The sequence below is a fragment of the Microbacterium sufflavum genome (assembly GCF_023091155.1).
Lineage (GTDB): Bacteria > Actinomycetota > Actinomycetes > Actinomycetales > Microbacteriaceae > Microbacterium > Microbacterium sufflavum.
Window position 1 is genome coordinate 1,820,712 of sequence record NZ_JAHWXK010000001.1, and the last position, 19,778, is coordinate 1,840,489.

General features: G+C 71.8%; 19 protein-coding genes. 12 read left to right on the forward strand and 7 right to left on the reverse strand.

The window, feature by feature from the left end; genetic code table 11:
* Positions 1 to 42 precede the first annotated feature (42 nt).
* Positions 43 to 555 carry a GNAT family N-acetyltransferase gene (locus KZC56_RS08890; protein WP_136029732.1) on the reverse strand — a complete coding sequence of 171 codons (513 nt, stop codon included), beginning with the start codon at positions 553 to 555 and terminating at the stop codon, positions 43 to 45.
* A gap of 107 nt (positions 556 to 662) precedes the next feature.
* Here KZC56_RS08890 and KZC56_RS08895 point away from each other — a divergent pair, with 107 nt between their 5' ends.
* Positions 663 to 1,445 carry a sulfite exporter TauE/SafE family protein gene (locus tag KZC56_RS08895; RefSeq protein ID WP_136036377.1) on the forward strand — a complete coding sequence of 261 codons (783 nt, stop codon included), beginning with the start codon at positions 663 to 665 and terminating at the stop codon, positions 1,443 to 1,445.
* 92 nt (positions 1,446 to 1,537) lie between these two features.
* Here KZC56_RS08895 and aspS read toward each other — a convergent pair whose 3' ends face one another.
* On the reverse strand, positions 1,538 to 3,319 hold the full coding sequence (gene aspS, locus KZC56_RS08900) for an aspartate--tRNA ligase (protein WP_206251732.1): 1,782 nt from the start codon (positions 3,317 to 3,319) through the stop codon (positions 1,538 to 1,540).
* Positions 3,320 to 3,436: 117 nt separating this feature from the next.
* On the opposite strand from aspS, the gene KZC56_RS08905 reads away from it, so the two are divergent.
* Together KZC56_RS08905 and KZC56_RS08910 are read left to right on the forward strand one after the other, a co-directional pair.
* The gene (locus tag KZC56_RS08905) at positions 3,437 to 3,835 is read left to right on the forward strand and encodes a DUF5684 domain-containing protein (protein WP_206251731.1); all 399 of its coding nucleotides are present in this window, start codon (positions 3,437 to 3,439) and stop codon (positions 3,833 to 3,835) included.
* A 1-nt stretch (position 3,836) separates the two neighbouring features.
* Positions 3,837 to 4,478, forward strand: a complete 642-nt coding sequence (locus KZC56_RS08910) for a histidine phosphatase family protein (protein ID WP_136029737.1) — start codon at positions 3,837 to 3,839, stop codon at positions 4,476 to 4,478.
* Positions 4,479 to 4,513: 35 nt separating this feature from the next.
* On the opposite strand, the gene KZC56_RS08915 is transcribed toward KZC56_RS08910, so the two are convergent.
* Entirely contained in the window at positions 4,514 to 5,419 is a 906-nt protein-coding gene (locus tag KZC56_RS08915) for an NAD(P)/FAD-dependent oxidoreductase (RefSeq protein ID WP_247638382.1), read from the reverse strand.
* 52 nt (positions 5,420 to 5,471) lie between these two features.
* On the opposite strand from KZC56_RS08915, the gene KZC56_RS08920 reads away from it, so the two are divergent.
* Genes KZC56_RS08920 through ccsB form a run of 5 tightly spaced genes read left to right on the forward strand, consistent with a single transcriptional unit; the run spans position 5,472 to position 10,147 of the window.
* Positions 5,472 to 5,876: a MerR family transcriptional regulator gene (locus tag KZC56_RS08920; protein ID WP_136029742.1), complete on the forward strand. Its 405-nt coding sequence runs from the start codon at positions 5,472 to 5,474 to the stop codon at positions 5,874 to 5,876.
* A gap of 56 nt (positions 5,877 to 5,932) precedes the next feature.
* Positions 5,933 to 6,583, forward strand: a complete 651-nt coding sequence (locus KZC56_RS08925; protein WP_136029744.1) for a TlpA family protein disulfide reductase — start codon at positions 5,933 to 5,935, stop codon at positions 6,581 to 6,583.
* 16 nt (positions 6,584 to 6,599) lie between these two features.
* Complete coding sequence (locus KZC56_RS08930) at positions 6,600 to 7,358, forward strand: cytochrome c biogenesis CcdA family protein (protein ID WP_247638383.1); 759 nt, start codon at positions 6,600 to 6,602, stop codon at positions 7,356 to 7,358.
* A 37-nt stretch (positions 7,359 to 7,395) separates the two neighbouring features.
* Positions 7,396 to 9,162 carry a cytochrome c biogenesis protein ResB gene (gene resB / locus KZC56_RS08935; protein ID WP_136029748.1) on the forward strand — a complete coding sequence of 589 codons (1,767 nt, stop codon included), beginning with the start codon at positions 7,396 to 7,398 and terminating at the stop codon, positions 9,160 to 9,162.
* A gap of 4 nt (positions 9,163 to 9,166) precedes the next feature.
* On the forward strand, positions 9,167 to 10,147 hold the full coding sequence (gene ccsB, locus KZC56_RS08940; RefSeq protein WP_136029750.1) for a c-type cytochrome biogenesis protein CcsB: 981 nt from the start codon (positions 9,167 to 9,169) through the stop codon (positions 10,145 to 10,147).
* Positions 10,148 to 10,174: 27 nt separating this feature from the next.
* Here the strand turns inward: ccsB and KZC56_RS08945 are convergent, their stop codons facing one another.
* From KZC56_RS08945 to KZC56_RS08955, 3 genes are read right to left on the reverse strand one after another with little or no spacing between them, the layout of a single operon-like run.
* Positions 10,175 to 10,765 carry a 2'-5' RNA ligase family protein gene (locus KZC56_RS08945; RefSeq protein WP_247638384.1) on the reverse strand — a complete coding sequence of 197 codons (591 nt, stop codon included), beginning with the start codon at positions 10,763 to 10,765 and terminating at the stop codon, positions 10,175 to 10,177.
* Positions 10,766 to 10,783: 18 nt separating this feature from the next.
* On the reverse strand, positions 10,784 to 12,757 hold the full coding sequence (locus KZC56_RS08950; RefSeq protein ID WP_247638385.1) for a YhgE/Pip family protein: 1,974 nt from the start codon (positions 12,755 to 12,757) through the stop codon (positions 10,784 to 10,786).
* The gene (locus tag KZC56_RS08955) at positions 12,754 to 15,588 is read right to left on the reverse strand and encodes an efflux RND transporter permease subunit (RefSeq protein WP_247638386.1); all 2,835 of its coding nucleotides are present in this window, start codon (positions 15,586 to 15,588) and stop codon (positions 12,754 to 12,756) included. Before KZC56_RS08955 ends, KZC56_RS08950 begins: the two co-directional genes overlap by 4 nt.
* 131 nt (positions 15,589 to 15,719) lie before the next feature.
* Here KZC56_RS08955 and KZC56_RS08960 point away from each other — a divergent pair, with 131 nt between their 5' ends.
* Entirely contained in the window at positions 15,720 to 16,343 is a 624-nt protein-coding gene (locus KZC56_RS08960; RefSeq protein WP_136029756.1) for a TetR/AcrR family transcriptional regulator, read from the forward strand.
* On the opposite strand, the gene KZC56_RS08965 is transcribed toward KZC56_RS08960, so the two are convergent.
* On the reverse strand, positions 16,340 to 17,326 hold the full coding sequence (locus KZC56_RS08965) for an o-succinylbenzoate synthase (protein WP_136029758.1): 987 nt from the start codon (positions 17,324 to 17,326) through the stop codon (positions 16,340 to 16,342). The two genes, KZC56_RS08960 and KZC56_RS08965, sit on opposite strands and share 4 nt — an antisense overlap.
* 119 nt (positions 17,327 to 17,445) lie before the next feature.
* Between KZC56_RS08965 and KZC56_RS08970 the strand changes: the two genes are divergently transcribed.
* From KZC56_RS08970 to KZC56_RS08980, 3 genes are all read left to right on the forward strand, one after another.
* Positions 17,446 to 17,778, forward strand: coding sequence for a PadR family transcriptional regulator (locus KZC56_RS08970; protein WP_136029762.1), 333 nt, complete (start codon positions 17,446 to 17,448; stop codon positions 17,776 to 17,778).
* A gap of 1 nt (position 17,779) precedes the next feature.
* On the forward strand, positions 17,780 to 18,763 hold the full coding sequence (locus KZC56_RS08975; RefSeq protein ID WP_136029764.1) for a permease prefix domain 1-containing protein: 984 nt from the start codon (positions 17,780 to 17,782) through the stop codon (positions 18,761 to 18,763).
* A gap of 73 nt (positions 18,764 to 18,836) precedes the next feature.
* Positions 18,837 to 19,757 carry a 1,4-dihydroxy-2-naphthoyl-CoA synthase gene (locus KZC56_RS08980; RefSeq protein WP_136029765.1) on the forward strand — a complete coding sequence of 307 codons (921 nt, stop codon included), beginning with the start codon at positions 18,837 to 18,839 and terminating at the stop codon, positions 19,755 to 19,757.
* The last annotated feature ends 21 nt before the right edge of the window (positions 19,758 to 19,778 follow it).

The following is a 19,778-nucleotide window of genomic DNA, read 5'->3' on the forward strand; positions in this document are numbered from 1 at the left end:
GCGCGGGCGCGGGACCGACAGGCGGGCCGGCGCGGCCGCCGGTCAGTGCGGGACGGTGAGCTTGAAGCCGCGGTGCGAGCCGACGTAGCCGAGACGCTCGTAGAAGCGGTGCGCGTCGGTGCGGGCGGCATCGGAGGTCAGCTGCACCATCGCGGCGCCGAGCGCGGGCGCGGCCTGTTCCCCGACCCAGCGCATCACGGCCCCGCCGAGACCCGCCGAACGCAGGTCGCTGCGCACGCGCACGGCTTCGACCAGCAGGCGACGGGCTCCGCGGCGTGCCATGCCGGGGATCGACGTGAGCTGCAGCGTGCCGACGACGGCCCCGCCGAGCTCGACCACCAGCAGGTCGTTCGAGGGCTCGGAGAGGATCTCCCTCAGGCCGCGCTCATAGGCGGGGCGATCCTCGTCGGAGGCCACATCACCGCGGGCGGCGCTGATGGGGTCGTCGGCGAGCAGCGCGATCACCGCATCGGTGTCGTCCAGGGTGGCCCGCCGCAGGACGGCCTCGCCGACGCGCGACGGGAAGGGGAAGGGCAGGGGGAGGGCGTCGAGCATGGCACCAGTCTCTCAGGGGCGCGGATGCGGGAGGAGGGTGCACTCTCTGGAATCATGGCCGGGTGGATATCGGCACGGTGCTCGGGCTCGAGCAGCTCACCTGGGGGATGCTGATCCTCGTGATCGTCGCGGCGTTCTGCGCCGGCTGGATCGACGCGGTCGTGGGCGGCGGGGGTCTGCTGCAACTGCCCGCGCTGCTGCTGATCCCCGGTATCGCGCCGGTGCAGGCCCTGGCCACCAACAAGCTCGCGTCGGTGTTCGGCACGGCGACGAGCAGTGTCACGTACTACCGCCGCGCGAAACCCGACATCCGCACGGCTCTGCCCATGGCGGTGATCGCGCTGCTCGGCTCGTTCGGGGGAGCCGCGGTCGCCACGGTGCTTCCGCCCGCCGCGTTCAAGCCGATCATCGTGGTCGCACTTCTCGCGGTCGCCCTGTTCACGGCGCTCCGCCCGCAGCTCGGCGCCGCGACGCAGCTGCGCTTCCACGGCCACAAGCACCACCTCATGGCGGGCCTCGCCGGCCTCGGCATCGGCTTCTACGACGGCATGATCGGCCCGGGCACCGGCACGTTCCTGGTGATCACCCTCGTGGCGCTGCTCGGCTATGACTTCCTGCAGGCCAGCGCGAAGGCGAAGATCGTGAACCTCGCCACGAACCTGGGCGCGCTGCTGCTGTTCATCCCGCACGGGTCGGTGCTGTGGCTGCTGGGCGGCATCCTCGCGGTCGCGAACGTCGCGGGCAGCTACCTGGGGTCGCGCATGGCGATCTCGCGCGGCACCACGTTCATCCGCGTGGTGTTCCTCGTGGTGGTCGTCGCGCTCATCGCGAAGCTGGGCGTGGACGTGTGGAACGAGAACATCGTCCCGGCTCTCGCCTCGCTCCGCTGAACCGTCCGCGGCTCACACGACGACGCCGGGTCGGGCAGGTTCCGTGGGGAACCGCCCGACCCGGCACGAGTGCCTGATCGTGCGCGAGCGGCTCAGGCCGCGTCGTCGTCGGGCTCGTAGTCCACGCCGGCCTCGGCGCGCTGCTCCGGGGTGATCGGGGCGGGCGCGGAGGTCAGCGGGTCGTACCCGTTGCCCGACTTCGGGAAGGCGATGACGTCGCGGATCGACTCGGTCTTCGACAGGTGCTGCAGCACGCGGTCCATGCCCAGCGCGATGCCGCCGTGCGGGGGAGCGCCGAAGGAGAATGCGTCGAGCAGGAAGCCGAACTGCTCCTGCGCGACCTCGTCGCTGATGCCCATGACCTCGAAGACCCGCTTCTGCACGTCTTCGCGGTGGATGCGGATCGAGCCGCCGCCGAGCTCGGAGCCGTTGCACACGATGTCGTACGCGTAGGCGAGGGCCGAGCCCGGGTCGGTGTCGAACGTGTCCTCGAACTCGGGCTTCGGGCCGGTGAACGCGTGGTGCACGGCCGTCCAGGCGCCCGCGCCCACCGCGACGTCGCCCGAGGCCACCGCGTCGGCGGCGGGCTCGAACATCGGGGCGTCGACGACCCAGGTGAACGCGAACTCGTCCGGGTTCAGGTAACCCAGGCGGCGGCCGATCTCCACGCGCGCGGCGCCGAGCAGCGCCCGGCTCTCCTTGGTGGATCCGGCGGCGAAGAACACGCAGTCGCCCGGCTCGGCGCCCACGAACTCCGCGAGACCCGCCTGCTCCGCCTCGGACAGGTTCTTCGCGGCGGGGCCGCCCAGGGTGCCGTCCTCGTTGAACAGCACGTAGGCGAGACCGCGGGCGCCGCGCTGCTTGGCCCAGTCCTGCCAGGCGTCGAGCACCTTGCGCGGCTGCGAGGCGCCGCCGGGCATACGCACCGCGCCGACGTACTCGGCCTGGAACACCCGGAACGGGGTGTCCGCGAAGTACTCGGTCGCCTCGACGAGCTCGAGCCCGAAGCGCAGGTCGGGCTTGTCGGAGCCGTACTTCGCCATCGCCTCGGCGTAGGTGATGCGCGGCAGCGGGGTCTGCACCTCCACGCCGATCGTCTTCCACATCGCCACGATGAGCGACTCCATGAGGGCGATCACGTCTTCCTGCTCGACGAAGCTCATCTCGATGTCGAGCTGCGTGAACTCGGGCTGCCGGTCGGCGCGGAAGTCCTCGTCGCGGTAGCAGCGGGCGATCTGGTAGTACTTCTCCACGCCGCCGACCATGAGCAGCTGCTTGAACAGCTGCGGCGACTGGGGCAGCGCGTACCAGCTGCCCGGGTGCAGCCGCGCCGGCACCACGAAGTCGCGGGCGCCCTCGGGGGTGGAGCGGGTGAGGGTGGGGGTCTCGACCTCGGTGAAGCCGTCGGCGTGCAGCACGTCGCGGACGGCCTTGTACACGTCGGAGCGCAGACGCAGCGCGGAGGCCGCGGCCGGACGGCGCAGGTCGAGGTAGCGGTACTTGAGACGCGCCTCCTCGCCCACGGTCTCGGTGTCGGCCAGCGCCGTGGAGACCTGGAAGGGGAGCGGAGCCGAGGGGTTCAGCACCTCGACCTCGGCCGCGATGACCTCGATCTCGCCCGACGGGAGGTTCGGGTTGGCGTTGCCCTCGGGGCGGCGCGAGACCTCGCCCGTGACCTTGAGCACGAACTCGTTGCGCAGCGGGTGGGCGACCTCCTCGTCGCGGATGACCACCTGGGCGATGCCCGAGGCATCCCGCAGATCGATGAACGCGACGCCTCCGTGGTCACGACGACGATCGACCCACCCGGTGAGGGTGACGGTCTGACCGATGTTCTCGGCGCGCAGGGAGCCTGCGGTGTGGGTGCGCAGCACGGAGTATTCCTTCTGATCTGGGAAATGGAGAACCCGCCCAGTCTACGGGGGTGCGCGACCCCTTCTCACGGGACGGCCCGTCCCTCAGTAGGGTGTCTGTGAACGGAAGGTGCCCCCATGAACCTCGCTCTCGTCCCCGCGGCCGACGTCCCGGTCGTCCCCGACTTCCTCGGCCAGATCCTCTCCGGGACCACCGGCGTGGTGGCGTTGATCTTCTACATCCTCCTCGCCGTCGCCTGGTGGAAGGTGTTCACCAAGGCCGGATATCCGGGCATCCTCGCCCTCATCCCGATCGTCAACGCGATCTTCCTGTTGCGCATCGCCGGGATGTCGGGCTGGTGGGTCCTGCTCTACCTGGTGCCGATCGCCAACGTGGTGCTCGCGATCGTCGTGGCCGTGAAGGTCGGCGCCCGCTTCGGCAAGGGCGGCGTCTTCTCCTTCTTCCTCCTCTTCGTGTTCTCGTTCATCGGATACTTCATCCTCGGCTTCGGCGACTCCCGCTACCGCGAGATCTGACGTGGGGGTATCGCGACTGCACCTCGTGCGGCACGGTGAGGTGCACAACCCCGCCCGTGTGCTGTACGGCCGGCTGCCCGACTATCACCTGAGCCGCGCGGGCCGCGGGATGGCGGCGTCGGCGGCCGCGCACGTGGCGCAGCTCGGCGACCCCGTGGCGGCGCTGTACGCCTCACCGCTGGAGCGCGCGCAGGAGTCGGCGGAGCCGTTCGCCGAGCGGTTCGACCTGGTGCCGGAGATCGACATCCGTCTGATCGAGCCGACGAACGTCTTCGAGGGCACCCGCATGCGCCGGTCGCTGATGAACCCGCTCAACTGGTGGCATCTGCGGCAGCCGTCGGTCCCCAGCTGGGGCGAGCCGTACGCGTCGATCGCGGAGCGCATGCTCGGGATCATGGACGAGGCGTGGACGGCCGCGCTGGAGAGCACGACCGAGGGCGACATCGTGATGGTGTCGCACCAGGCGCCCATCTGGATCACGCACCTGCGCGTGGCGGGGCTTCCGCTGCAGCACGACCCCCGCACGCGGCGCTGCGCCCTGTCGAGCGTCACCTCGTTCGAGCGCGTGGGTGACGTGTGGCGCGAGGTCGCCTACGCGGAGCCCGCCGCCACGGGCGACGCGGTCGACGTCGGCGCGGTCTGACCCGCCGCCGTCACCCCGCGCCCGTGGCCTCGGTCTCAGTGGGCGTCCTCCAGCAGTGACCGGATGACGCCGATCGCCGCGAGCTGACCGGCCGCGGCGGCGAGCAGCACCGCGGCCATCGGCCCGGGGAGGGTCGCGCGATGGGCGAGGTCGCCCGCCGCGAAGACGCCGCCGACCGAGGTGTGCCCGAGCTCGTCGATCTCGATCGAGCCGGAGTCGAGCATCCGCAGTCCCAGGTCGGCCGCGAAGGGGGCGCGCTGGCGCGCCGAGGCCGCGGCGACGAAGACCCCGGCCACGTCGAGGTCGCCGTCGGCCGTGCGCACGCGCACCCCCGCGCCGTGCTCCGAGACCTCGGCCGCAGGCCCGGCGACCCGCACCCCGAGGCCCTCGAGCCGAGCGCGGTCGTCGTCGCCGAGCGGCGCGTCCACCGGCACCACGGTGATGTCGCCGACGACGGGCCCGAGCAGTCCGATCAGGTGCTCCGCGCGCGGGGCGGGGCCGAGGATCGCGATCGGACGACCGGCGTGCTCGTGGCCGTCGCAGAACGGGCAGGTGAACGCCTTCAGCCCCCACAGCGGCGCGAGTCCCGGCACCGCGGGAAGGTCGTCGGCCACGCCGGTCGCGAGCACCACGCGTCGTCCGCGGTCGACCGAGCCGTCGGCGAGCGTCACGCGGAAGCCCTCCGTGGCGGAACCCTCGATGCGCTGCGCCGCGGTGTCGCGCACGGTCACCGTGTCATAGGCGGTGAGCTCCCGCCGGGCGCGGGCGCGCAGCTCCGCCGGGGGTGTGCCGTCCTCGCCGATCATGTTGTGCATGTGCTGCACCGTCCCGTTGCGGTACTCGCCCGAATCGAGCAGCAGCGCCGAGCGGTGCATGCGTCCGAGGGTCAGGGCCGCCTGGAGCCCGGCCGGTCCCGCCCCGATCACGATCGCGTCGTGCATGGTGTCGTCCTCTCTTCTTGCCTTCCTCGCCAGTGTGTGACTTCATGTCAACATGAAGTCAAGCGACAGCCACCCCTGGTCCGTCGGCGAGGTCGCCGCCCGCTTCGACCTGCCCACCCACGTGCTGCGGCACTGGGAATCGGTCGGGTTGCTCCGCCCGCCGCGTGATGCGGCAGGTCGGCGACGCTACGGCGAGGACGAGGTCGTGCGGATCGCCGTGATCCAGCGCAGCAAGGCGGCCGGCATGAGCCTCGAGCAGATCGCCGTGCTGCTCGACGACGGCAGCGCGGGCCGGCACCAGGTGCTGCAGCAGCACCTCGACGACCTCGACCGGCGCATGGAGGAGATGCGGCGCTCGCGGGAGATGACCGAGCACGCGATGGGCTGCCGTGCGCACGACATCGCGACGTGCCCGCGCTTCCGCGCGAGCGTCGCCGACGTGCTCGCGCGCCTCTGATTCCCCCCGGGGGGTACCCGGCCGATGCATAGGATGCTCTGCGTAAACTCGGAGCCGTGCCCCTCGCCCCCAGAATCCCTCCGATTCGCCGCGGCCGCACCTCCCACCCCCGGCATGCCCGCCGAGCGGTCGGAGCCGCGTTCGCCGCGGTGCTCGCCGTCGGCCTGACCGCGTGCGCCCCCGACGCCGTCAGCGAATCCTTCCTGAGCGGGGAGAACACCGGCTACGTCGCCGCGGACGGCGCGATCGTCGAGATCCCGGTCGCCGAACGTGGCGAACCCGTCGAGTTCGGCGGGGTCACCGAGACCGGTGACGACTTCGACAGCGCCGACGTCGCCGGCGACGTCACCGTCGTCAACTTCTGGTACGCCGGGTGCGCCCCGTGCCGCCTCGAAGCGGCCGACCTGGAGAGCGTCTGGAAGGAGTACGAGGACCAGGGCGTGTCCTTCATCGGCGTCAACACGCGCGACCAGGCCGACACGGCCACCGCGTTCGCGGAGGAGTACGGCGTCACCTACCCGAGCCTGATCGACGTCGACACCGCGGAGGCCAAGCTCGCGTTCGCGGAGGCCGTGCCGATCTCGGCCACCCCGACCACCCTCGTGCTCGACAAGCAGGGCCGCGTGGCCGCGAAGATCATCGGGCCGATCGACGGGACCTCCGTGCTCTCCACGCTCGTCAAGGACGCCCTCGCGGAGGACTCGTGACCCGCGCGGAGGCGCCGTGAACCCCGACGTCATCATCGGCTCCGGCGCCCTCTGGCTCGCGCTGCCCGTGGCGATGCTCGCCGGGCTCGTGTCGTTCGTGTCGCCGTGCGTGCTCCCGCTCGTCCCCGGCTACCTCGGATTCCTGGGCGGAGCGGTCGCCCCGCGGGGCTCGGACGACGGCACGACGCAGACCGCGACCCGCAGTCGCCTCGTGCTGGGCGTGCTGCTGTTCATCCTCGGCTTCACGGTCGTGTTCATCCTCTTCACGGTGCTCGGCGGCACGGCGGGCGCGTTCCTGCTGCGCTGGGGCGACCTCATCACGCGCATCCTCGGCGTCGTGATCATCGCGATGGGGCTGGTGTTCCTCGGCCTGTTCGGCTTCGCGCAGCGCGAGTTCCGCTTCCACGTCGACTCCAAGGCCGGGATCATCGGGGCCCCGCTGCTGGGTGTCGCGCTCGGCATCGGCTGGGCGCCGTGCATGGGGCCGACGCTCGCCGCGATCCTGGCGCTGTCGTTCAACGCCGGCGACCCGGTGCGCGCCGGCTTCCTCGGCCTGGCGTACTCCCTCGGCCTCGGCATCCCGTTCCTGCTGGTCGCCCTCGGCTTCGGCTGGGCGACCAGGGCGATCGGCTTCCTGCGCCGCCACGTGCGCATCGTGAACATCGTGGGCGGCGTCATGCTCATCCTGCTCGGTGTGCTGATGGTCACCGGGCTGTGGACCGACATCATGTCACGGCTGACGGCGGTGATCGGCAGTGTCATCCTCCCGCTCTGACCGCGCAGAGCACACCACCACGAAGAACAAGGGTGCCGTGAACAGCGACTCCAGCGATCCGCTCCGTCCGTCCGACCACGTCGACGGCGACGACTCGATCACCCAGCCGCGGCTCGGGGTCGTCGGCTGGCTGCGGTGGGGCTGGCGTCAGCTGACGTCGATGCGCACCGCGCTGATCCTGCTGCTCGTGCTCGCGATCGCCGCCATTCCCGGCTCGATCTTCCCCCAGCGCATGGCCGACCCGAACGGCGTCACGCAGTGGGAACGCGACAACCCCGACCTGTTCCCGATCCTCGACGGCCTGAAGCTGTTCGACGTCTACCTGTCGCCGTGGTTCTCCGCCATCTACCTGCTGCTGTTCACGTCGCTCGTGGGCTGCGTGATCCCGCGCATCAAGCACCACGCGAAGGCGCTGCGTGCGCGTCCGCCGCGGACTCCCGCCCGGCTCCAGCGCCTGGAGGACCACCGGTCGGTCACGCGCGACCCGGTCGCCGGCTCCGGCACGGGCACCGGTGACGCGGAGGCGGAGGCGGCCGCCGCGATCGATGTCGCGACGACGCAGCTCAAGGCGCTCGGCTACCGCGTGGAGCGCTACGACCGCGGCCGCACGTTCTCGGTGTCGGCCGAGCGCGGGTACTGGCGCGAGACCGGGAACCTGCTGTTCCACCTGGCTCTGGTCGGCGTGCTCGTGACGATCGGCGTCGGCGGCGGTTTCGCGTACACCGGGCAGCGGGTGCTGGTGGAGGGGGAGACGTTCGCGAACACCCTGCTCGACTACGACTCCATGAACCGCGGCCGCTTCGTGACCGACGACGCGTTCGCGCCGTACTCGATGCGCCTCGACTCGTTCGACGTGACGTACCAGCCGTTCGGCGAGCCCGGCTCGGGTCAGGCGGGGAACTTCTCGGCCAACATGACCATCCTCGAGAACGGCGAGGAGCGCGAGGGCTCCGTCAAGGTGAACGAGCCGCTGGGCGTCGCCGACGACGACGTGTTCCTGCTCGGCAACGGCTATGCGCCGACCGTCACCGTGCGCGACCCCGAGGGCACGGTCGTGTTCACGGGCAGCACCCCGTTCCTCCCGCAGGACACGAACATGACCTCGCTCGGGGTGCTCAAGGTGCCGGACGGCCTCGCCGAGCAGGTGGGCCTCGTCGGCTTCTTCTACCCGACGACGGGTGTGCTCGACTCCGGTGCGTTCTTCTCCGGCTACCCCGACCTGACCAACCCCACCCTCACGCTCGACGTATACACGGGCGACCTCGGCATCAACGACGGGGTGCCGCGCTCGGTGTACGTGCTCGACACGTCCGACATGACCAAGCTCACGGGGCGCTCGACCGACGTCGAGTCGATCGAGCTCGCGCCGGGCGAGACCGCGGAGCTGCCGAACGGGCTCGGCTCGGTCACCTTCGAGGACGAGTCGCCGGAGGGCGCGACCGATGCCTCCCAGTCGGTGAAGCGCTTCGCCTCCCTGCAGATCCACCGCGACGAATCCGGCGTGTTCGTGCTGGGCTTCGCCATCCTCGCGCTGGCCGGGCTCATGCTCGCGCTGTTCGTGCCGCGACGGCGCGTGTGGGTCAAGGCCACGGCCGCCGACGGCGCGGTGGAGCTGGAGTACGCGGCGCTCGCCCGCGGCGAGGACCCGACGCTCGCGCGGGCCGTGGACGACATCCGCGACGGTCACGCCCGACTGCTCGACGCCGCGGGCGGCACCGTCGCCCGCACCCCCGACGACGCGGAGGCCGAGACCGCGTCCGCGGAAACCGCACCCCCGGCCGCCGACACCACGAAAGTAGACTGACACCATGCTCGAGCTCACCGTGATCTCGCCTGTCCTGCTGTGGACCGCGATCGCGATCTATGCGGCCGCCTTCGTGGCGTACGCCTTCGATCTCGCGCGCCGCTCCCAGGCCTCCGCCGACGCCGTCTCCGTGCGGGAGGGCGAACTGGTGGCGGCGGGCGGCGTCCGTGGCGCGGCATCCCCCGCGACCGGGGCCCCGGCCGCGACCGCTGCCCCGCAGCGCTTCGTGATGGCGCGCATCGGCACGTCGCTCACGGTGCTCGGGTTCGTGTTCCACCTCGCGGCCACCGTGACCCGCAGCATCGCCGCCGGCCGGGTGCCGTGGGCCAACCTGTACGAGTTCGCGATGGTCGGCACGCTGCTCATCATCGCGGTGTACCTCGTGGTGCTCACGCGCCTCGATCTGCGCTTCCTCGGCACGTTCATCACGGGGCTCGTGGTGGTGCTCCTCGGGCTGGGGGCGACGAACTTCTACGTCGAGGTCTCGCCGCTGATGGACCCGCTCAAGAGCGTGTGGCTCATCATCCACGTGTTCGTGGCGTCGCTGGCGACCGCGTTCTTCGCGCTGGCGTTCGCGCTGTCGGTGATCCAGCTGATGCAGTCCCGCCGCGAGCGTCTGCTCGGCGAGGGCGCCGCCAAGACGGGACCGGGCTTCCTGCGCACGTTCCCGACCGCGGAGCGCCTGGAGAGCCTGGCGTACATGTTCTCGATCATCGGCTTCATCCTGTGGACGTTCACCCTCATCGCCGGGTCGATCTGGGCGTACTACGCGTGGAGCCGCTTCTGGGGCTTCGACGTGAAGGAGACCTGGACGTTCGTGATCTGGGTGCTCTACGCGGGCTACATCCACGCGCGGGCGACGCGCGGGTGGCGCGGCAACCCCTCGGCGTGGCTGTCGATCGTCGGCTTCACCGCGGTGATCTTCAACTTCACGATCGTCAACGTGTTCTTCAAGGGCCTGCACGCCTACTCCGGCCTGAGCTGATCCGCTGCCCCCGGGCAACGCCAGGTCTCAGCCGCCGAGCGGCAGGACCTCGGCGTGCTCGGTGCCGTGCTCGTACCAGACCAGTTCGGCCTCGGTGATGGTCTCGGTGACAGCGGGCTCGAAGGCGCGGGACTCGGCCTCGGCGAATCGTCTCCACTCGGCCGGGTCGAGAGTCTTGCCGTAGATCACCGAAAGGTGGAAGGTCCAGTCCTCCAGCGGCAGCTCGCCCAGCCGGCGGAAGTCCGTCTCGTCCAGCGCGGTCGTCAGGGTCGAGTACGCCGAGACGAGTGACGCGGTGCGGGCGAGACGCACGATCAGGATCTGCCATGGTGCGGAGAACTCGTCCGTGGCCTCGGCTCTGACCTCGATCGGGGTCTGCTGCGCGGCCCAGGTGCGGATCAGCGCGGCGAGCTCTTCGCGCCGATCGGGCTCGGCGAATCCACGCAGAGTGACGTGACCGGTGTGCGGGCGCCGGATCGGGGCGCCGAGGCGAGCGAGTGACGCGTCCTGGACGTTCCGATAGGTCTCGGCGACCGCGGCGGTGGGGCGCAGCACGACGTACTGCTGCCCTTCCAGGCCGGCGAGCTGTTCGGGGGTGTCCATGAACGGTCGACGCATGGCAGGAGCCTAGGGGAGTCAGGCGGGGGCGAGGACCGCGGTCGCCGTGGTGGTGCGGCGGACCGCGACCACCACGGTCGTGGCGACGAGCGACAGCACGCCCCACACGATGAGCGCGGCCACCGCCGGGCCGCTCGCGGAGATCAGGCCCGTGAACGCGGGAGCCGTCGGCAGGGCGGCACCGATCGCGGCGAGCCAGTCGGGCACGGTCGAGATGAGGCCGGTCGCGACCGCGAGCACGCCCACGAGCGCGGCGATCCAGCGCCCGATCCCGCCGAACACGGCCACGAGCGCCTGGTTCACGGCGGCGAACGCGACCCCGGCGAGCACGGCCGTGCCGGCGAAGGCCCACCACTGGGCGGCGTCGTAGCTCGCCACGGTCTGCACGATGAGCGACACCAGCAGGCCCTGCGCGGCGCCGATGGCCACGGCGGGCCAGAACCCGCGCAGGGCCAGGGCCGCGGAGGAGCGGCGGGAGGTGAGGGTGCGGGCGGTGTGGGCGCGCAGCACCAGGAACGACGCCAGGCCGCCGAACCACAGCACGACCGCGGTGAGCAGCGGGATCGCGGTCGGGCCGAAGATCGCGTTCTCTGGGGCGTCCGCCGCGACCGGGTCGGCGATCACCGACGCGAGCGAGGTGGACTCGTCGTCGCTGAACGAGGGGAGCGAGTCGGCCGCGGTGCGCAGGCCGCCCGCGAGATCGCCTGTGCCCGTGGCGAGCGTGTCGAGGCCGGCGACGAGCTCGGTGGAACCCTCCGCGAGCTGGTTCGCGCCGTCCGTGAGCTGGGTCGCGCCGGTCGCCAGAGCCCGTGCCCCGGCCGCCGAGGGGCCGATGCCCTCGCTGGCGAGCTGGGTCAGGCCGTCCGCGAGCTGGGTCGCCCCGGCCCCGGCCTGCCCCATGCTCGATGCGAGGGTGCCGAGGGTGCCGGGGAGCGCCGCCACGCCGCCCGACACCTCCGGGCTGGTGAGGATGCCCGCCGCGGTGCCCGCCGACCGCGCCACCGACCCGGCCTGGGTCGCGAGCGCGGTGAGCTGGTCGCACTGCGCCTGGTCGGTCACGGGCGGCGTGCACGCGCTCGCCGCGAGGGCGCCGAGGCTCTGGGCGAGCGCCGCTGCGTCGGTGCCGGCCGTCTGCGCCGACCCGGCGGCGGACTGGATCCCGCCGACGAGCTGCTGCGTCGGGGCGACACTGGCCTGGAGCTGCGCGGCACCTGCGGTGAGTCCGCTGCCGATCTGCCCCGCGCCGGCCGCGGCCTCGCGCGTCTTGCCCGCGATCGTGTCGAGCCCCGACGCGAGCGAGGAGGCGCCGGTGCCGAGCTGTGCAGCCCCGGAGGCGAGCTGTGTCGCGCCGTCGGGGATCTCCGCCGCCCCGGTGGCGGCGTCGCGGGCGCCCGTCGCGAGCTGGAGTGCGCCGTCGGCGGCGTCGCCGATCTGGTCGCCGATCGTGGTGAAGCCCACGAGGATGTTCTCGGTGGTGGCCTCCGACAGCATGGTGCCGAGGGTCGACGCGGCGACGTTCGCGATCTGGCTCGTGATGAGGTCGTCGGCGACGAGACCGTCGTCGGGGGTGGTGACGCGGATCGTCGCCTGCTCCGCGTCGCCGCCGCCGTCCGCCACGGCCTGCCCGCCCGAGGTCGCGGCGGCCGAGAAGTCCTCGGGGATCGTGATGACGGCCTGGTACGAGCCGTCCGCGAGCCCGTCGGCCGCATCCTCCTCGTTCGAGATGACCCACGTGAGGTTCGAGTCGAGGTCGTCGGAGCCCTCGACCAGCCCGGAGGCGAGCTGTCGTCCGAGCGGGGTGACCTGCCCGTCGATCTCGACCGGCTCGTCGAGGTTCACGATCGCGGCGGTCATCGATTCCAGCCGCTCCGTGGGGTTGTACAGCGCGGCCATGAGGATGCCGCCGATCGCGGCGGGCAGCAGCAGCACGCCGAGGATCGTCAGCCACGTGATGGGCTTGCGGGAGCGCGCGCGCTCGAGGGGGAGGGTCATGCGGTCACCTCGGTGGTGTCGGCGGCGGCCCGGTGCGGGTCGCGGAGGTCCAGGGTGTCGGCGGACGACCATCCGGCGTCCGCGAGGAGGGAGCGCGCCGCGGTCGCGTCGACCGCGGTGGCGAACACGGCGAGGGGGCGGCGGGCCGCGGTGTCGCGCAGTCGGGCCGCGAGCTGATCCCGGGCGGCGCCGTCGAGGCGGTCGATGCCGTCGAGCACCACGAGCTCGGTGCGTCCGCGCAGCGCCTCGGCGAGGTCGGGGGCCGTCGCGTCCTGGTCGTCCACGAGCACGCAGCCGACGTGGGCACGCACCCACGCGGCGCGACCGGGGAGCAGGTGCCCCGCCACGCGTAGGCGACCCTCGCCCGGCGGCACCCGTCCGGCGATCGTGAGGGCGAGCACCCGCAGCGTGGCGGCGTCGAGCCCGGTGGCCACCACCGCGCTCCCCGGTGCGAGGCGCAGCGACAGGCCGTCGAGCGCGGCGATGTCGCCGCCCACCGTGAGGTCGTCGGCTGCCACGACGGAGCCGTCGCCGGGCCACGCGGCGAGGTGTCGTTCGCGTTCCACCGCCTCGCCCTCGATGTCCACGCTCGGCAGGATGCGCTCGAGCCAGGCCGGGATCTCCCACGCGCGCTCGCCGAGGATCGCCATGAGGGCGGGGATCAGGGTCATCCGCACCAGGAACGCGTCGATCGCGATGCCGGCCGCGAGCCCGAGCGCGATGGGCTTGAGCGACGAGTCGCCCTCGGGCACGAACGCCACGAACACCGCGAACATGATGAGTCCGGCGGCCGTGACGACCTTCGCGGAGCCGGAGAAGCCGCTCCGCACGGCGCGCAGCGCGGCCGCGCGACGGGTCGCCCGGTCCGGGCCCTTCGCGTCGGGGTCGTGCACGAAGTCCTCTCTCATGCGCGAGACGAGGAACACCTGGTAGTCCATCGCGAGGCCGAACAGCACGCCCATCAGGATGATCGGCATGAAGCTGATGATGGGGCCGACCTTCGCGACGTGCAGGGCGTCGGCGAACCAGCCCCACTCGAACACGGCACCCACCACGCCGAACGCGGCCACGATCGACAGCAGGTAACCGGCGGCCGCGGTGATCGGCACCCAGAGCGAGCGGAACACGATCGTGAGGAGGATGAGCGACAGGCCGATCACGAAGATGCCGAACGGCAGCAGGGCGGCTCCGAGCTGGTCGGAGATGTCGATGCCGACCGCCGTGAAGCCGGTGACCTTCAGGTCGATGCCGAACTCGTCGAGCCATTCGTCGTGGTGGCTGCGCAGCTCGCGCACGAGGTCGGCGGTGGCGGGGTCGTCGGGCGCCGTCTCCGGGATGATCTGCACGATGCCGGTGTCGGCGGTCTCGTTGGGGGTGGCGAGCGCGACCTCCTTGACCCCCGGGACCTCGGCGACCGCGTCGCCCAGGTCCTCCATCAGACCGAGCGGATCGGTGGAGGTGACGATGGTGCCGGTGAGGATGAGCGGGCCGTTGAACCCGGGACCGAACTGCTCGCCCACGAGGTCGTAGGTCTGCCGCGCTTCGGAGTCCTTCGGCAGCACGCCCGCGTTCGGCAGCGCGAGGTCGAGGCTGAGTGCCGGGACGGCGACGACGCCGAGACCGAGCACGATCGCGAGGGACACGAGGATCGGGCGTCGGGTGACGCCGGCGACCCAGCGGCGGCTGCCCCGAGGGCGGGGTTCGGCCGGGGGCGCCTCGGCGCCGTCGGCGGCCTCCGACGCCGCGCGGGCCGTGGCCGCCCTGACCTTCTTCGTCTTCCGCGACGTCTTCGCCCGGGGCTTCTTCGGGCGCCCGGCGACGCGGTGGCCGAGGAAGCCGAGCAGGGCGGGCGTGAGGGTCACGGCGATCGCGACGGCCACGGCGACCGCGACCGAGGCGGCGATGCCCATCGTGGTGAGGAAGGGGATCCCGGCGAAGCCGAGGCCGATCAGCGCGATGAGCACGGTGACGCCGGCGAACACGACGGCGGAACCGGCGGTGCCGACGGCGCGCGCGGTGGACTCCTCGGGGTCGACGCCGTCGCGCACCTGATCCTGATGCCGCGCGACGATGAAGAGCGCGTAGTCGATGCCGACGGCGAGCCCGAGCATGAGCGCGAGCAGCGGCGTGGTGGACGAGACGGTGGCGAACGCGGTCGCGGTGAAGATGCCCGCCATGGAGATGCCGACGCCGAGGATCGCGGTGAGCAGCGGCAGCCCGGCGACCACGAACGAGCGGAACGTGACGATGAGCACGAGCAGGGCGATCAGCAGCCCCACGGCCTCGGTGAGCGTGACGCCCGGGATGGAGATCGCGAACAGGTCGCCGCCGAGCGACGTCTGGGCGCCATCGGGCAGCTCGGCGCCGAGGTCAGCGACCACGGCGCGCAGGGCGTCCTTCGTCTCGTCGGACACGTCGGTGGACTCGCCGTCGAACTGCACGCGCACGATCGCCGCGGTGTCGTCGTCGTTGATCATGCCGTCGACCATCTCGTCGTACGGCGAGGTCGCCGCCAGCACCTGGTCGAGATCGCCGAGGGCGGACACGGCGTCGTCGATGGGCTCGCGGTACGCGTCGTCGTCGATGCTGTCGCCGTCGGCGGCGACCACGATGAACTGCGCGTTGGTGCCGCTCACCTGCGGGAAGGAGCGGGACAGCTGCTCGAGGCCCGCCTGCGACTCCGTGCCGGGGATGGAGAACGTGTTGTCCGTGCCCGCACCGAGCACGACGGCACCCGCGCCGGCGATGCCGAGGGCGAGGAGCCAGGAGACCAGCACGCGCCAGGGGTGCCGGAACGACCAGCGTCCGAGGGACGACAGGAGTGTGGACACGGGTTCTCCTCGGTGGGGGTGAGCTGGATACACAGGTGTATCCAATACATAGATGTATCGTAAGGTGATCCGGCATCGCGATTCTGTGTGCCGGGTGTGAACACGAGGCGAACCGCACCGGGAGGGAACGCATGGCGGCAACGGCCACGCGCAGCCGTGAGAACACGAGGGCGCGCCTGCTCGACGCGGCGGCGCAGGTGTTCGCCGAGGTGGGCCTGGAGGGGGCGTCGGTCGAGGCGGTCTGCGAGCGCGCGGGCTTCACGCGCGGTGCGTTCTACTCCAACTTCGACTCCAAGGACGAGCTGTTCCTGATGCTCGCCGCGCGGGTGGCCGATGCCCGCGTGGCCGCGGTGCGCACGCGCGTCGAGCAGATGCGCGCGGAGGGCGAGCTCGGCGACGGGTGCGACCCGACCGACCTCGTGCAGCAGATCATGGAGCTCGGCAGCGACGACCGGCTCGGCGTGATGCTCATGAGCGAGATCCGCATCCGCGCGCTGCGCGATCCCGCGTTCGGTGAGGCCTATCTGGCGCAGGAGCGCGAGATGGTCGGCAGCATCGCCCGGATCGTGGAGGACATCGTCGAGGCCGGGTCACTGCGGCTGCGCCTGCCCGCGACCGACGCCGCGCGCATGCTCATGATCATCTGGGAGGGCATGACCGTGCGCGGAGCGATGGCCGGCCGCGACGACGCCGAGCTGCGCCACTCCGGCGGCGAGGAGCTCGGTCGCCTCGTGGAACTGCTCGTCGAGTCCTAGCCCGGGTTCCGCGTCGCGAGCTCGTGGTGGCAGCGGGCCAGGCGGGCCAGCCACCACTCGCGCCGCTCGTCCGCCGCGGCCAGGCGCGTGAGTGCATCCGCGTCCGGGGTGACGCGCCCGACCGGGATCGCGCCGTCGACCGGGCGGAGGTCCGCCACGTCGTCGAGGAACAGCGAGCCCGTGCCGAGGCCGCAGTCGAAGCCGAGTGAGGGCAGCGCGGCCGCCAGCGCGGCGCCCTGTGACAGACCGACCGCGGTGTCGAGCGCGCTGGACACGACCGCCGGGAGTCCCGCTGCCGTCACGATCTGCAGCGCGTGGGTGACGCCTCTCAGCGGCTGCGCCTTGATCACGACGATGTCCGCGGCCCCGGCGCGGGCGACGGCGAGGGGGTCGTCCGACTTGCGGATGCTCTCGTCGGCGGCCACCGGGATGCCCATGTACTTCACGCGGGTGCGCAGTTCGGCCAGCTCGGGCACGGTCGCGCACGGCTGCTCGACGTACTCCAGGTCGTACTCCGCCAGGGCGTGCACCGCGTGCTCGGCCTCGTCCACGTTCCACAGCCCGTTGGCGTCGATGCGGACGCGCCCCTCCGGTCCCATGGCCTCGCGGACGGCGCGGACCCGGGCGACGTCATCGGCCAGCAGCTGTCCCGGCTCGGCGACCTTGACCTTCGCGGTGCGGCACCCGGGGAAGCGGGCGAGCACCTCCGGCACGCGGCCGGGCTCGACCGCGGGCACCGTCGCGTTCACGCCGATGCGATCGCGCACGGGGGCCGGTTGCGCGCGCCAGGCGTAGTCGATCGCGGCGGCGAGCCACGTGGCGGCCTCGGCGTCGTCGTACTCCACGAACGGCGAGAACTCGGCCCACCCCTCCGGCCCCTCGAACAGCAGCGCCTCGCGGGTGTCGACGCCGCGGAACCGGGTGTGCATCGGGAGGGCGACGACCCTGGCCGTGTCGAGCAGTTCTGCGAGCGGAGGGATCATGCCCTCATTCTGCGCTACGGGCCGCGCGGGGACGGATCCACGCGCCGACGACCCGGAGCGTACGCCGCACGAACACGTGCCATTGACAATGGTGTGTGACGCACAGTAATGTGATCGACATGAACGAGACGCTCGACACGCACCTGCAGGAACTGCGCCGCGGCACCGTGGTGCTGGCCTGCCTGCAGCTGCTCCGCACGGCGGGCTACGGCTACGGGCTGCTGGAAGAGCTCGAGCGCCGCGGCTTCGCGACCGACGCGAACACGCTGTACCCCCTGCTCCGCCGGCTGGAGAAGCAGGAGTACCTCACGAGCGAGTGGAACACCGACGAGGCACGGCCGCGCAAGTTCTACCGCACCTCGGAGGCCGGCATGCGCCTGGCCGACACCCTCACCGACGAATGGCGCGCGCTCACCGCCGCGATCGCCTCCCTCACCACCGAGGAGAACTGACATGACCGCCACTCTCACCGAGCGCTACATCAGCGCGACGATCCGCAGTCTGCCGCCCGAGACGCAGGGCGACGTGCGTGCCGAGCTCGAGGCGTCCATCGCCGACGCCGTCGAGGCCCGCATCGACCTGGGGGAGGACCCGCAGGAGGCCGAGCGCGCCGCGCTGACGGCGCTGGGGGATCCCGGAGCCCTCGCCGCGGGATACGCCGACCGCCCGCTGCACCTGATCGGCCCGCGGTACTACCTCGCCTGGTGGCGGCTGCTGAAGCTGCTGCTGATGATCGTGCCGGTCTGCGCGCTCGGCGGCGTGGCGCTCGGACAGACGATCGCGGGAGCCCCGGTCGGCGAGGTGATCTCCAGCGCCGTCCTGGCCACCGGGGGCACCATCCTGCACGTCTGCTTCTGGACCACGCTCGTGTTCGTCATCCTGGAACGGTCGGGCACCGACGCCGGGATGAAGTGGGACGTCGACCAGCTGCCCGAGGCGTCGGACGACGGCGTCGGCCGCAACGAGCTGATCGCCTCGCTCGTGTTCCTCGGGCTCGCGGTGGGCGCCCTGCTCTGGGATCGGTTCCGCGGCTTCGTGGTGGTCGACGGCGAGGCACTGCCCATCCTCGACCCCGGTCTGTGGCCGTGGGGGATCGGTGTGCTGTTCCTCCTCATCGTCGCCGAGGCCGTGTTCGCGATCGTCGTCTACCGTCGCCGCGGGTGGAGCACCGCGCTCGCCGTGGTGAACACGGTCCTCGCCGTGGCCTTCCTCGCCTGGACCCTGACCCTGCTCCTCACCGGCGACCTGGTGAACCCGGACTTCCTCGCGCACATCGTCGCGGCGGGCGGCGACGGATTCGCCGCCGGTGACGCCGAGGCCGCCGACGAGGGCGGGATCTTCCGCATCCTCGCCGTGCTGCTCGGATTCGGCATCGCACTGGGCGTCGGCTGGGACATCGTCGACGGCTGGCGCAAGGCACGCCGACAGGGGCGTTGACCAGGGAGTGCACCCACCCGGACCGGGTGGGTGCACTCCGCGTCGCTCGGAGGCGGGGAATAGGCTGGGAGACGTGACCGATGCCTTCGTCTCCGACCTGTTCGACCCGTCCGAATGGGTGCTCGCGCCCGGCGCCGAGGACTACACCGACATCACCGCGCACGTGTCGCGCGACGGCGGTGTCGCCCGCATCGCGTTCGACCGGCCCGAGGTGCGCAACGCGTTCCGGCCGCACACGGTCGACGAGCTGTACCGCGCCCTCGACATCGCCCGGCAGGACGCCCGCATCGGCGCGGTGCTCCTCACCGGCAACGGCCCGAGCCCGAAGGACGGCGGCTGGGCGTTCTGCTCCGGCGGTGACCAGCGCATCCGCGGCCGCGACGGCTACAAGTACTCCGACTCCGAGACCGCCCTGGTCGACGGGCAGTCGCGTGCGGCCGTCGGGCGCCTGCACATCCTGGAGGTGCAGCGCCTGATCCGCTTCATGCCGAAGGTGGTCATCGCGGTCGTGCCCGGATGGGCGGCCGGCGGAGGACACTCGCTGCACGTCGTGTGCGACCTCACGATCGCGTCGGCCGAAGAGGCGCGGTTCAAGCAGACCGACGCCGACGTGGGGAGCTTCGACGCCGGCTACGGCTCCGCGTACATGGCGCGCCAGACCGGGCAGAAGTTCGCGCGCGAGGTGTTCTTCCTCGCCGAGGAGTACTCCGCGCAGCGGGCGTACGAGGCGGGCGCTGTGAACCGTGTGGTGCCGCACGCCGAGCTGGAGCGCGAGGCGCTGAAGATGGCGCGCACCGTGCTCACCAAGTCGCCCACCGCGATCCGCATGCTGAAGTTCGCGTTCAATGCGGTCGACGACGGGCTGGTGGGCCAGCAGGTGTTCGCGGGAGAGGCCACCCGTCTCGCCTATGGCACCGACGAGGCGGTCGAGGGTCGCGACTCGTTCCTGGAGAAGCGCGCGCCCGACTGGTCCTCCTTCCCCTGGCACTACTGACCGAGCACATCCCGGAGGCAC

What these genes read in the sequence shown, in the direction of transcription:
- KZC56_RS08945 (WP_247638384.1), bottom strand. Translation starts at nt 10,765, where the DNA reads ATGCGTCGACCGTTCATGGACACCCCCGAACAGCTCGCCGGCCTGGAA.
- KZC56_RS08950 (WP_247638385.1), bottom strand. Translation starts at nt 12,757, where the DNA reads ATGACCCTCCCCCTCGAGCGCGCGCGCTCCCGCAAGCCCATCACGTGG.
- KZC56_RS08975 (WP_136029764.1), top strand. Translation starts at nt 17,780, where the DNA reads ATGACCGCCACTCTCACCGAGCGCTACATCAGCGCGACGATCCGCAGT.
- KZC56_RS08965 (WP_136029758.1), bottom strand. Translation starts at nt 17,326, where the DNA reads ATGATCCCTCCGCTCGCAGAACTGCTCGACACGGCCAGGGTCGTCGCC.
- KZC56_RS08970 (WP_136029762.1), top strand. Translation starts at nt 17,446, where the DNA reads ATGAACGAGACGCTCGACACGCACCTGCAGGAACTGCGCCGCGGCACC.
- ccsB (WP_136029750.1), top strand. Translation starts at nt 9,167, where the DNA reads ATGCTCGAGCTCACCGTGATCTCGCCTGTCCTGCTGTGGACCGCGATC.
- KZC56_RS08915 (WP_247638382.1), bottom strand. Translation starts at nt 5,419, where the DNA reads ATGCACGACGCGATCGTGATCGGGGCGGGACCGGCCGGGCTCCAGGCG.
- KZC56_RS08890 (WP_136029732.1), bottom strand. Translation starts at nt 555, where the DNA reads ATGCTCGACGCCCTCCCCCTGCCCTTCCCCTTCCCGTCGCGCGTCGGC.
- KZC56_RS08895 (WP_136036377.1), top strand. Translation starts at nt 663, where the DNA reads ATGCTGATCCTCGTGATCGTCGCGGCGTTCTGCGCCGGCTGGATCGAC.
- KZC56_RS08905 (WP_206251731.1), top strand. Translation starts at nt 3,437, where the DNA reads ATGAACCTCGCTCTCGTCCCCGCGGCCGACGTCCCGGTCGTCCCCGAC.
- KZC56_RS08920 (WP_136029742.1), top strand. Translation starts at nt 5,472, where the DNA reads ATGAAGTCAAGCGACAGCCACCCCTGGTCCGTCGGCGAGGTCGCCGCC.
- KZC56_RS08960 (WP_136029756.1), top strand. Translation starts at nt 15,720, where the DNA reads ATGGCGGCAACGGCCACGCGCAGCCGTGAGAACACGAGGGCGCGCCTG.